We start from the raw sequence: 13553 nt of genomic DNA on the forward strand, positions 1-13553 counted from the left end.
AGGAGTCTGGGCCGTATCTCAGTCCCAATGTGGCCGGTCGCCCTCTCAGGCCGGCTACCCGTCGAAGCCACGGTAGGCCGTTACCCCACCGTCAAGCTGATAGGACGCGACCCCATCCCATACCGGTAAACCCTTTCCCGACACGCCATGCAGCATATCGGAGCATTCGGCATTACCACCCGTTTCCAGGAGCTATTCCAAAGTACGGGGCAGGTCGGTCACGCATTACTCACCCGTTCGCCACTCTCACCCCCAGCAAGCTGAGGGATCCCGTTCGACTTGCATGTGTTAAGCACGCCGCCAGCGTTCATCCTGAGCCAGAATCGAACCCTCCACAAAAAACCATGCAGAAGACATCCGAAAAGATGACTCACAAAACAAAATTGACAAAACATCCTATAAGGAAGGACGTTCGCACAAAAACCTCACCCCTCATTACCCACTCTCATGGACTCCCCAAAACAGGAAGCGAGGAATGAACTGGCAATCATTGACTATAAAGAAGTAGTACAAACACGCTCTTGAGTTCTCAAACCACCACCACGTCAACGAGGCAACACCCTTCAGGAGAAGAACCCCGCCGCGCTGAGCAGCAAGAGATAAACATACACACCAACCACCAACCACGCAAATCGACAACCGACCACCAACCGCAAAACCCTAGAAAACACACGCCTCCCTCGGCGTGTCGCGCGCCAGCAAACCACGTCCAACAAACCCCACACTAAACCCCATAACCAAACACAAGGCAAACAACACACCAACCTGCAGCTACGGACGCATATACAACAAAGCGGCGTATCAAACGCGCATAACGTTCGATACGCCGCTCCGGTCAACCATCATGCACAGAACGCGCACTCACTGCCCGCACAACGCACTGACGATCATGCGGGAATAGGCTTCGGCGCCCAGCCCCTCGCCTTGCGTCAGATGCGTGCCGTCGTCAGCGAAGTACTCGTCGTGTCCCTCGCTCAGCCCATGCCAATCCATGATACCGACGTTGTCGTGCTTCGCCGCCACCGAGCGCAGGTTCTCGTTCACCCAATCCTGACTGATCATCGGAGAGCGGACCGTGATGAAATACAGCGGCTTGCCCTGCACGGACGCCACCACATTCTCCAGAATCTCCGGCCGATCGACGCTCGCACTGTTGGCGCCGAGCGCGGCGATCACCACCCGCTTGTCCTCGCCAGCGGCCACATGCTGCTGATACAGGTCGGGGAACGCGGTGATCGGACGGCTCACTTCGTTGTCCTGCACAGCGTTCGGCATGACGACATCCATTACGCTGCGCGCGCCCAGCTCGATCGAATCGCTGATGATCAGCGGATCGGCAGTGCAGACACCGGTGGTCGCATCGTACGTCCAGCCGGTCGTGTCGAGATTCTTCGGCACCTTCTCGGCCACCGGCACCAGCTTGCCCGACGAATCCTTGCCCTGGTCATCGGCAGAACCGTCAGCCGAACCGGAACCGTTATCGGCAGCGGATTGACCGGCATCATTCCCCGAAGCCGTCTTTGACCGCGCCGTTCCCGCCGACGGGGTCTTTGGGGTCTTCGGCTTCGCGGTCTGCGCCACGACCGGACGCAGATACGCGGCACGGGCCGACGCGATCACACCCCAGTTGAGCGGCAGCACGCACAGCAACGCCACGGCGACCGCGCTCAGCATGACGATCGCACGCCGCGCAACCGATTGCGCCCACCGCACGGCAGCCGCACGACCCGCACCGTCGAAACCACCCGCGTTGCCGAGGCCGCGCACGGCATCGGCACCAGCGGCACTGGCCACACGCACCACGGACGCAACACCGGCCGGCACATGCTCGATCAGCCGATAGAACACCTCGGCAGCGATCAGCAATGCGATCGCCTGCACGATCCACTCCCACCATGCCAGGTCGGTGGCGCGCGTCGCCGGATTCATCATTTCGAGCATCGGATAATGCACGAGATACAGCGAGAACGACCGCGAACCGAGGTAACGCATCGGAGCCGCGGACAGCACGCGGCCGGCCAGATTGCCGGGCACCATCACCAGCGCGAGCAGCAGCGCGGCCAGCAGAGCCGCGATCAGATAGCCGCCGCGGTACAGGAACGTCGAATCCGACCGGATGACGACGAACGCGACGATCATCGCAACCAGCAGCGTCAGGCCGGCGAGATCGCCGACGCCGAGATGCCGCGAACGGGCGGATGCGGCGACGGGACCGACGGCATGTGCCCTCCGACGCCGGGCCGTGTCGGGCTTGCGCGACGGGATCAGCATCGCCAGTGCCGCGCCGCACAACAGTTCGGCGGCGCGCGTATCCAATCCGTAGTAGACGCGACTGCCGGCCGCGGTCGGGTCGAACAGCACCGCCATCAGCACGGCGGACAGTACCGTCAGCGCGGCGACGGCCGCGATTCGCATCGTACGGGACAGTCCGCTGCGATACAGCGCGAGCAGCACGATCGGCCACAGCAGGTAGAACTGCATGAGCAGACTCAGGAACCACAGGTGCGTCAGCGGCGACGGGAGACCGGCGGCCGCGAAATAGGACACGTGGCGGAAGATGTAGACCCAGTTGCTGACGAACAGCATGGACGGCAGGGCGTCGGACTGGGCTTTGGCGAAGAGGCTCGGCGCGATGAGGTAACTGGCCAGCGCGGTAACCGCGATGATGACCGCGACCGGCGGAATCAGTCGTCTGAAGCGCTTCATCAGATATGTGCCGTAGGACAGTGTGCCGGTGCGTGCCAGTTGCGCGGCCAGGCTGCGGGTGATGAGGAAACCGCTGATGACGAAGAAGACGGTGACGCCGAGGAAGCCGCCGGCGAGCAACGACGGGCGCGTGTGGTAGGCGACCACGCCGATGATGGCGAGTGCGCGCAGACCGTCGATGGCGGTGATATGCGACCGTGTGCGACGGTTTGCACTGGTGCGACCGTTCGCACTGATGCTTGCGTTTGCAGCCGTATTCGCATCCGTGCTCGTCGATACGGCACGACGCATATCGTCGGTGATGCGTCGGGACGAGGCCGCGCGTGACTGGCGGGGGTTCTCCATGCTCTGAACTTCCTTGATGGCGATTCCGGTAATCCCCCCGATTATATCCGTCCGGGCATGGCCGGGAACGTTCAGCGAGCCGCCATATGGCAAACGTTGTCAGCCGTGATCGCAGCCATGCCGATATGACGAGGTCCCGACAGGAACGCTCCTACCGGGACCTGTACTTATGTCAGCGGCAACATCGCACGACGGGTTTCCTCGCCGCACGGCCCGCGAAGCGGCGGTCAGAGAAACTCGTCGCCCATGCGTTCTTCGCGGCCGTCAGTGCGCGGACGGCAACAGCCCGATCGTGAACGAGAACTGTTCCGCATCCAGCCGGTACTGCTTGGCCAAGGCCGGTCCGCAGCTGTTCGACCCGATGCCGGACTGCGCGTAATCCACGTTCACCACGGTGGAATCCGCCTGTTCGAGCTCGCTGTTGTGCATCTTGCGCGTCAGCTCCTCGGCGGTGTACGGCAGCGCCTGGAAGTCGAACGTCTGCTCGCCGAAGAACGTGAGCGTCACGCCGTCGCCGGCCACGGACGCCCAGTCGCAGTCATGGTGGTTGCCATTCTCCTGCGGCTTGATGTACGGCTCGAACAGCGAGGCCGGCGTACCGGAGAAGACGCCGTGCCAGCTGGCGCGACGCTTGTCGGCGTAGCTTTCGACCGGGCCGAGACCGCAGTACGTCACGTCGCGCATCGCCTTGGGCACGAACAGACGCAGACCGAAGCGCGGCATGAACGGGAACGCGGTGTCGCGCGTCACGTCCATCGTCAGTTCGACCGCACCGTTGACGTGGATCGTCCACGTCGCGTCGATGTCGGCGATGCGCTGGACGATCGGCGCGACCAGACCGAGTCGCGCGTGGATCGTCACGTCGCCGGCGACGGATACCGCGTTCGTATCGACGACGGGCGCGCCACCGCGATCGTTCGCACCGCCGAACGATGCAACGAACGTCGGTTCGCCTTCGGACTGCGCGGCGATGTCCGGCGCGACCATATCCATGTCGGATACCGAATCGGGCGTCGGCTCGATCACATCGTCCTCGTCGACCAGCACACCGACCTCGTAGGCGCGAACGGTTGCACGATCATACTGCGCACGTTCCCATTCGTGACGAACATTGCGATCGTTGTCGGTGGGTGCGCGCCAGATGCTGACCTCCATCGGACGGTCGAGCAGCGAACGGTTCGCGAACGTCATCGACGAGAACAGACCGGTGCGCTTGTCGAGTTCGTACCGGAAGTCCGGCGATTCGACGGTGATCGTGCGGGACGTTTCGGACACGGTGAGCAGCGGCGGGATGACGGTGCCGGATTCGCCGGAGAACAGCGGCGACGTTCCGGTGGCGGCAGCCGGCTCGCCATCGGCCTTGCCGCATGCACAGTCACCGCACGCGCACTGCGCGGAGTCGCGGTCGCCGTCGCATGCGCAGCCGGTCTCAGAAGACTCCACAGCCTCCGTGGCCTCGTCCTCGGCCGCCGGGTCGTCGTCACGAACCGCTTCCAGCAGCGCGACGACGGTCTGGTTGCGCGGATCGGCGGTCGGCACAGCGACCTCGTCGAAGCCGAGCGGGAATCCGGCGAGCAGCACGCCATCATCGGTCAGACGATACGTGCGCACGAGCAGCGTCACCTTGCCGGCCGACTCGCCCAGCTTCGCAATCGCAGAACGGATCGCAGTCGGCAGTTCCACGGTCGTCTCGCCGTGCGGCTCGATCGCCGGCATGGAAGGCGCGTAGTTGCCCGGATGTTTCACGCGAAACACATCGCCGGCCTGAGCATCGTCTTCCCACACGGCGTTCACGGTCGGCCGTCCGTCGACCACGAGCGTGAAGTCGAGGAACAGGCCCGCGTCCGCGGTGTTGAGGAAGTCGTAGTAGTTGTGCAGCGTGACCGTTCCGGCGGCCGGGTCGAATCCGGCGACGCGCACCGGGCGGTACACGTTCTTGAACTCGAGCAGGCCGGTGTGCGGCGTGCGGTCGGGGTACACGAGACCGTCCATGCAGAAGTTGCCGTCGTGCGGATACTCGCCCGAATCACCGCCGTACGCGTACTCGCGCTTGCCGGCCGCATTCGTGCCGCGGTCGATCGCATGGTCGCACCACTCCCAGATGCAGCCGCCGACCAGGCCGTCGTAACGCTGGATGCGGTCGAAGTACTCCTCGAGATCGCCCGGGCCGTTGCCCATCGCATGGCAGAACTCGCACATGAAGTACGGCTTGACACCGTTGTCACCATCGTCTCCGCCGAAGGTGCCGTCGTGCTTGCCGTCCGGCGTGCGCGGGCCTTCCTCGGAGAAGTACTGGTCGATGTCCTCCAGCGGCGGATACATGCGGCTGTGGATGTCGAGATGGCTGAAATCATACTCGCGATCGGCCGTCACATACCGCGCGGACTCGTAGTGCGTGAGTCGGCTCGGGTCGAACGCCTGCGTCCACGCGAGCGCGGCCTCGAACGTGCAACCGTATGCACATTCGTTGCCCATCGACCAGAAGATGATGCTCGGGCGGTTCTTGTCGCGCTCGACGCAGCGCTGCACGCGGTCGACGGTGGGCGCGGTGAACGCCGGGTTGTCCGCGATCATGCGCGGCCAGCGGGCGCACGACGCCTCCCAGCTCGTATCCTCGGCGATCTCCTGATCGGTGCCGTGGCTCTCGTCGTCGGCCTCGCCGATCACGTAAAAGCCGAGTCGGTCGTACAGATCGTAGAAGTGCGGCGCGTTCGGGTAGTGGCTGGTGCGAATCGCGTTGACGTTGTGCTCCTTCATCAGCGTCAGGTCGCGCATGATCTGCGCCTCGCTGATGACCGGGCCGGTGACGGGGTCGGAGTCGTGGCGGTTGACGCCGTGGATCTTGATCGGCTTGCCGTTGACCTTGACGACGTTGCCGTCGACGCTGATCTCGCGGATGCCGACGTGATCGGTGATCGTCTCGTTCGCCGTGGTGTAGACGATGGTGTACAGGTATGGGGTTTCGGCGGTCCACAGCTTGGGGTCGTTGACGACGAGCTGCGCGTGCGCGGTCGGCAGGAACGCGCTGTCGCCGGCGGCGGTGTCCGTGTCGATGATCATCGGCGACGCGGTGCCGGTTTCGATGGCGATGTGCAGCGCGGATTCCGCGTCGGTCGGCTCAGATTCGTCCGCGATCTCGTCGATGGATTCGACGGTGCCTTCTTCCAGATCGTCGGCGGACTCGTCATCGGCGGCGGCACCATCGGCCGTGTCGTCGCCGTCCAGCAGTCCCTTGTCGGCCGCGTCGGCATTGTCGAGCAGCACATCCTCGGCCTCGTCGATCAGATCATCCGCATCATCTTCGTCGTCAGACAGGTCATCGCCATCGTTCGCAGCCGCGCCAACGTTCGCAAGATCGATCGGCTCGGCCTGCGTTTCGGCCACCAGCTCGCCGTCCGCATCGAACAGCTGCACGGTCACCGGAACGTCCACGTTGTCGTAGAACGCGAAGTCGACGTCCACGGTCGCATGATCGACCGGCGACGCGTCGTACTCGGCGTCGGTCAGATCGTCCAGCTTGTCGGGATCGACGTTGCGCCAGATCGACGTGTGCGCGAAGTAGTCGCGGATCGCGTCCTCCGGCCGGTCGAGCAGGTAGACGTCGCGGAAGATGCCGGACATGCGGAACTTGTCCTGATCCTCCTGATAGCTGCCGTCACACCACTTGAGCACGAGCACGGCGAGCATGTTCATGCCGTCGACGAGCGCGTCGGTCACGTCGAACTCGCTGGTGGAGTGCGAGACCTGCGAGTAGCCGATGAACGTGCCGTTGAGCCACACGTAGAAGCACGAGTCCACGCCTTCGAAGTTGAGGAAGGTACGCGGGGCGGCATCGTTCGGCGTGTGCTCGAACTCGTGGATGTAGACGCCGCACGGGTTGTCGTGCGGGACGAACGGCGGGTCGAGCGGGAACGGGTAGTTGACGTTCGTGTACTGGTGGCCGTCGAAGCCGTGGTTCTGCCACACGCTCGGCACCGGGATCGCGGTGAAGCCGGCGGCCTCGCGACCGTGGCTGACGGCGGCGCGATGCTCCCAGACCTCGGCGTCGGCGTCCGTGCCGACACCGTCGAAACCGTCGTCGAAGAATGCGGGAAGGCCGGCCGCGTGGGCGGCGCGAACGTCGTCATCCAGATCGTAGATGCTGGCGTAGTACTTGAAATCCCAGTCGCCGTTGAGCAGCGTGAACCGGTCGGAGTTCGCGCGGCGTTCGCCGACGGTGTCCATGCGGCGTGAAGCGGGGATGTAGTAGGCGCGGTTCGGCTCGGTGCCGACGTGCGAGGTGTCTAGGTTTTCGTAATACCGTGGGATGAACATGGGTTCGGCGCTCCTTCGGGCTGGTTGGCCGGTATCGATGATAACGCTACCATTACGGTTTGTCCGGCGTGCCTGAATACGACGAAGCCGCCGCTTCCAAAGAGACGGAAACGGCGGCTGTCATCTAGGCGCTCTTGCCCGGTACCTGTATGTACCCGTGTCATTTCGACCGAGGCATAGCCGAGTGGAGAGATCTTTTACCGGGCAATACTTCCTGGGAAATTTCTCCGCTCGCTACGCTCGGTCGAAATGACAGAAGAACACGCGACTCGGTCAGTCGACGAAGGGAACGTCACTGAACCTGGGCGCGGGCGATCTTGCCTGTGAAGGAGTTGGCCTCGTCGGCGTCCTTCACGCCATCCTTGTTCCAGGAGAACATGGCGCGCAGCTTCGGACCGACGGTCTCGATGCGCTCGTTGGAGTACTTCTCCTGCAGCTCCTTGAAGTGCGGGGCGCCGGCATCCTGGTCGTCGATGAACTCCTTGGCGAAGGAGCCATCCTGGATGCGCTTGAGGTGGTACTCCATGCGCTTGCGGCAGTCCTCGTTGATGACGGTGTTGGTGTAGTCGCCGTACTGGGCGGTGTCGGAGCAGGACCAACGGGCCTTGTTCAGACCACCCTCGTTCATCAGGTCGACGAGCATCTTCAGCTCGTGGCAGACCTCGAAGTAGGCGATCTCCGGCTGGTAGCCGGCGTCGGTGAGGACCTCGAAGCCCATCTCGACGAGCTTGTTCACGCCGCCCATGAGGACGTTCTGCTCGCCGAAGAGATCGGTCTCGGTCTCCTCCTTGAAGGTGGTCTTGATGGCGCCGGCGCGCAGGGCACCGAGGGCCTTCGCGTAGGCCAGGGTCAGCGCCCAGCCGTCGCCGCGCGGGTCCTGCTCGACGGCCACGACGACCGGGACACCACGGCCGGCGGCGTACTCACGACGCACGATGTGGCCCGGGCCCTTCGGCGCGACCATGAACACCGGGTGATCCTCGGACGGCTTGATGTAGCCGTAGTGAATGTTGAAACCGTGGGCGAACGCGACGGCCGCGCCCGGCTTGATGTTGGGCTCGATGTCGTTGGCCCAGATGGTGCGCTGGTACTGATCCGGGGCGAGGATCATGATGACGTCGGCCTCGGCGGCGGCTTCCGGAACGGACTTCACTTCGAGGCCCTGCTCCTTGGCGAACTCGACCGACTTGGAGGTCGGGCGCAGGCCGACGACTACGTCGACGCCGGAATCGCGCAGGTTCAGCGCGTGGGCGTGGCCCTGCGAGCCGTAACCGATGATCGCGACCTTCTTGCCTTCGAGCACGGACAGATCGCCATCGTTCTCATACCAGATTTGTGCAGCCATGTAAGCACTCCTTGTACTTGCGTGCCGCCGCACACGGGGACGTGGCACGGCACACGGTGTTGTGTGGTTGCGCATTATGTGTTGTGTACATCATTCTGCGCGTTTGGGTATTCGGGCGGCTGGCCCGAACGTCTCAAGCGTGAGGATTTTGTCCTCGGAACTGCTCCCCATCCTACCGATAACCCCGTCGCCATCCGGTCATCGTCCACAACGTGAGCCACGTCACGTTCCAAACGTGGACAGTCTACCGCACTCTCCTTCCCCCTTTGCGTCGCGGAGCGTGACCGGGAGCGGGGCGACGCATCGTCGCTATCATAAAAAACGTTGAAAAATCAACCTTTTTGAAACATACCCCAATGATTGCGCCCCGCTCCCGGTCACGCTCCGCGTCATAACGGGGGAATTATCGGATATCACATATCGATTGTTGACGCAAGCGAAAACGAGGTATGTGGTCGAAACGTACCTTTCGACCACATACCTCGTTTTTCACTCGGCAATCGCCAAATAGTATCTACGCTACTGCCATGAACACATACAACAACGCGCCGCCGCATCAACCAGCACCAGCACCGTCATCGACCCCGACCGACACCACCGTTCCACGCGACTATCTGGCCCAATCACTGGTCCGTACGCAAACGGCCACTATCATCCAATGCGCCGCGCACACCTCCCGGTCGCATACGACTCCCGTATACACCGGTCTGACCGCATTGAAACTTTGCTGCATTGAGATCCCGTTCAACGTCACGCTTAAGGCCTGCATGTTCCACGTCCTGTACGAAGCGAGGACGCGACGGCCAGACCGAGTCGACACGCGGTATCTGCGATGGTCGTCTCTTAATCCGACCCCGGGCAATCTGGCTTGCCAACACAACGGACAACGGATCGTCTTCACCCATCCATTGATTACATGGGCGATCCTGTCTCGACATCTCAGTCAAATCGAAGTCATCGTGCTCGCCGATGCCATACTGAGGGCCGCCACACGGTGCGTATCCATCTGCATCGACGACATACGCCAGTTTCTCAGTCAGACTCCCGCATTCCCCGGAAAAATACAGTGCCTAGCCGCGCTACCGTTTTTGGAAACCGTCACGGATTCGCCGATGGAGGCACGCGCTATTTTGGGACTGTTGCGATACGGACTGCCCCGTCCGCAAACCCAGTGGCCAATATATATCCGATCGTTGGGACGGACCGTATCCGTGGACTTGGCTTATCCGCAACAGCGGGTGGTCATCGAATACGACGGCGACGCTCACAGGATCGACAAACGGCAGTATCGTCGGGACGAACGCACAAGGCGCGCCTTACGCGAAGAACGATACCAAGTCATCGTGGTTTTCGCCGACGACGTTCTGACCGCGGAGGGATGCCGATCAATGGCGGAACAGGTTGCACGGGCGCTAGGCAGGACGCTGAGCGAGCAACCATTGCCGCAGTATCGTGCATTACTTGATGACGAGCGACGTAGAGCGAACCGCGCACGCCAGCGTCGGCGTCGACATGCGCAACGCGGAGCGTGACCGGGAGCGACACACAATTATTGCGGCATCGTTAAAAAGGTTGATTTTTCAACGTTTCCATGATGACGGCCACTCGCAGCCCCGCTCCCGGTCACGCTCCGCGTGCATGGTGATACCCGTGAAACGTACAAAGCCGCCGGCCCCGACGGGATGAACGGAGACGGCGGCTTAGGGGTATTATGCAGTCACGCGATCAGCGCGGCCGCAACGGCACGATAAAGGTCACTGAACCTGGGTACGAGCGATCTTGCCGTTGAAGGACTCGGCCTCGTCCTGATCCTTGGCCGGGCCGTTGTTCCAGGAGAACATGGCGCGCAGCTTCGGGCCGACGGTCTCGAGGTGCGGGTGCGAGTACTCCTCCTGCAGCTTCTTGAACTTCGGAGCGCCGGCGGCCTGATCGTCCATGAACTCCTTGGCGAAGGAGCCGTCCTGAATGCGCTTGAGCTGGTACTGCATGCGCTTCTTGGTCTCCTCGGTGATGACCGTGGAGGTGTAGTCGCCGTACTGGGCGGTGTCGGAGCAGGACCAACGGGCCTTGTTCAGACCACCCTCGTTGGCGAGGTCGACCAGCATCTTCAGCTCGTGGAACACCTCGAAGTAGGCGATCTCCGGCTGGTAGCCAGCCTCGGTCAGCACGTCGAAGCCCATGTCGCACAGGTGGTTGATGCCGCCCATCAGCACGTCCTGCTCGCCGAACAGATCGGTCTCGGTCTCCTCGGTGAAGGTCGTCTTGATGGCACCTGCACGCAGCGCGCCCAGAGCCTTGGCGTAGGCGAGGCACAGAGGCCAGGTCTTGCCATCCGGGTCCTGCTCGACGGCCACGACGACCGGGACGCCACGGCCGGCGGCGTACTCACGACGAACGATGTGGCCCGGGCCCTTCGGGGCAACCATGAAGACCGGGTGATCCTCGGACGGCTTGATGTAGCCGTAGTGAATGTTGAAACCATGAGCGAACGCCAGCGCGGCACCCGGCTTCAGGTTCGGCTCGACGTCCTCCTTGTAGACCTTGGCCTGGTACTGGTCAGGCAGCAGGATCATCACGACGTCGGCCTCGGCGACCGCTTCCGGCACCGGCTTGACCTCGAGGCCCTGCTCCTTGGCGAACTCCACGGACTTGGAGGTAGGACGCAGGCCGACGACCACGTCGACGCCCGAGTCGCGCAGGTTCAGCGCGTGAGCGTGGCCCTGCGAGCCGTAACCGAGGATGGCGACCTTCTTGCCATCGAACACGGAGAGATCGGCGTCCTTTTCGTACCAGATAGTTGCTGCCATGATAGGCACTCCTTTATGTTGCTTGTGGGCGTTGGTAAGGCGCCCGACAATCGGTGAGATTGGTAGGGCTTTCGACGTTGGGATTGTGTCCCGTAGAGGAAAGTCATCGTCTCCTGCCGCACTGTTCTAGTCCGGTAGGGGTTGGCGTGGATGGTCACGTCCAAATATTGAATGATTGGTTGGGGATGTAATGTTTGGGTGGATTGATGACGGGGCGGTGATGCGGACGGGGGGAGTCTCTTGGTGACCCCACCCGTCAGCTTCGCTGCCACCCTCCCCTTATGTAGGGGAGGGAAAGGAAGAGGCTACTTCGTAAAGTCAACGTCCTTTGTCTCTTTGCAGGTGAGGACGGCGACGAGGCAGCAGACGGCCATCACGCCGAGGTAGAGGCCCACGGAGTGCACGCCCCAGTGGGAGCTGAGCCACGTGGCGATGGTCGGCACGAACGCCGCGCCGACGATCGCGGCGAGGTTGTAGCCGATGCCGGAGCCGGAGTAGCGCACGTTCGCATCGAACAGCTCGGGCAGGAACGCGCCGATCGGGCCGAACGCAGTGCCCATGAGCGCGAAGCCGACGCACAGGAACACCATGTTCGCAAAGAAGTTGCGCTGGCCGACGACCTGGCCGTTGAGCAGGAACGGGAACAGCAGCGCGAACACGACGAGCAGCACCGACGAGGTCACGATCACGCGACGACGGCCGAACTTGTCGGCGTTCACGCAGGAGATCACGATGAACGCGGCGAACACGCAGATCGCGATCATCAGCATGAGCAGGTACTCCTGATTGGTGAATCCGAGATCGCCGCCGCCTTCGGCGCCGGTCTTCGTGCCCCATGCGAGCGACCAGGTGGCGAGCGTGTAGAACAGCGTGTACGTGACGGCCACGAGGAACGTCGCCTGCAGCACCTGCTTCCACGACTTCTTAAACACCTCGACCACCGGGGCCTTGACGACCTGCTGCTTCTCCTGAGCCATGCGGAAGATCGGCGTCTCCTCCATCTGGACGCGCACGACGAGACCGACGACCACGAGCACCGCGCTCAGCAGGAACGGCACACGCCAGCCCCACGCGAGCATCGCATCGGAATCGTTGAACGACTCGAGCACGAAATACGTGCCGTTCGACAGGAAGAATCCGATCGGCGCGCCCAGCTCCGGGAACGAGCCGTACAGCGCGCGCTTGTCTTCCGGCGCATTCTCGGTGGCGACCAGCGCCGCGCCCGACCATTCGCCGCCGAGGCCGACGCCCTGCACGAACCGCAGCAGGCACAGCATCGCGACCGCGCCCACGCCGGCCGTCTTATAGGTCGGCAGGCAGCCGATCAGGAACGTACCGACGCCCATCGTCATCAGCGAGACGACCAGCGTGGCCTTGCGGCCGAGTCGGTCGCCGAAGTGGCCGAAAACGAGCGAGCCGAGCGGGCGGGCGATGAACGCGATCGCGAACGTGAGGAAGCTCGCCAGCATGGCGACGGTCGGATTGGTCTTGTCGGAGAAGAAGATGTGCGGGAAGTAGTTCGCCGCGGCGGTGCCGTAGGCGTAGAAGTCGTAGAATTCGATGGCCGTGCCGACCATCGAGGCTGCGATGACGGTTTTGACCGAATCGCGTGCGGCGGATTTCAGCTTGCCGGCCACGGCGGTGCGCGTCGTGGATTCCACTGCTGACATGTGATGCTCCTGTAGTCTGTGTGTTGTTCGTTACGTCGTATGTGATTGCGTTCGCTTGTTGGCTCCCTTTGGTTTGCGGGACTGTCCGTGACGCGGATTGGGGATAGGCGGAAGCCTTGGAGCGTTTCTTGGGTGGACGCTCCCCCAGTCAGCTTCGCTGACAGCCCCCTCAGCCGAGGGGGCCAAGATGTACAGCTTGTGATTTGACCGGTGACCTTGTGGGGCGTATCAAAAAAGCCCCGCCATTCAGGCAGGGCTTCTTGCGAAGATCGCGACTTCTCGCTTGCACCCTGCCTTCGTTGGCGGGGCTTCAAGCTGTATGCCGAATCAGTCCGCCAACGAAGACGGAATAATAATTCGTGCGGA

General features: G+C 62.7%; 6 protein-coding genes and 1 rRNA gene. 1 reads left to right on the forward strand and 6 read right to left on the reverse strand.

From position 1 onward, the window contains the following. The 4 genes from AC1A0G_RS09615 to ilvC (AC1A0G_RS09630) all read right to left on the reverse strand — a co-directional run. Window positions 1–339, reverse strand: a 16S ribosomal RNA gene (locus AC1A0G_RS09615); the annotation flags it as partial. A gap of 522 nt (window positions 340–861) precedes the next feature. Then, window positions 862–3051, reverse strand: a complete 2190-nt coding sequence (locus tag AC1A0G_RS09620; protein WP_476529284.1) for an acyltransferase family protein — start codon at window positions 3049–3051, stop codon at window positions 862–864. A 264-nt stretch (window positions 3052–3315) separates the two neighbouring features. Further along, complete coding sequence (locus AC1A0G_RS09625; RefSeq protein WP_476529285.1) at window positions 3316–7365, reverse strand: glycoside hydrolase family 2 TIM barrel-domain containing protein; 4050 nt, start codon at window positions 7363–7365, stop codon at window positions 3316–3318. A gap of 292 nt (window positions 7366–7657) precedes the next feature. Continuing rightward, the gene (ilvC, locus tag AC1A0G_RS09630) at window positions 7658–8710 is read right to left on the reverse strand and encodes a ketol-acid reductoisomerase (RefSeq protein ID WP_476506336.1); all 1053 of its coding nucleotides are present in this window, start codon (window positions 8708–8710) and stop codon (window positions 7658–7660) included. 527 nt (window positions 8711–9237) lie between these two features. On the opposite strand from ilvC (AC1A0G_RS09630), the gene AC1A0G_RS09635 reads away from it, so the two are divergent. Further along, window positions 9238–10242 carry a DUF559 domain-containing protein gene (locus AC1A0G_RS09635; protein WP_476529287.1) on the forward strand — a complete coding sequence of 335 codons (1005 nt, stop codon included), beginning with the start codon at window positions 9238–9240 and terminating at the stop codon, window positions 10240–10242. Between the two features lie 222 nt (window positions 10243–10464). Here AC1A0G_RS09635 and ilvC (AC1A0G_RS09640) read toward each other — a convergent pair whose 3' ends face one another. Both ilvC (AC1A0G_RS09640) and AC1A0G_RS09645 read right to left on the reverse strand, forming a co-directional pair. Further along, window positions 10465–11517: a ketol-acid reductoisomerase gene (gene ilvC / locus AC1A0G_RS09640; protein WP_476529289.1), complete on the reverse strand. Its 1053-nt coding sequence runs from the start codon at window positions 11515–11517 to the stop codon at window positions 10465–10467. A 305-nt stretch (window positions 11518–11822) separates the two neighbouring features. Further along, a complete protein-coding gene (locus AC1A0G_RS09645) occupies window positions 11823–13187 on the reverse strand; it encodes an MFS transporter (RefSeq protein WP_476529291.1) in 1365 nt (454 codons plus the stop codon). Between the last annotated feature and the right edge of the window lie 366 nt (window positions 13188–13553).

It is taken from the genome of Bifidobacterium sp. LH_230 (assembly GCF_056357555.1).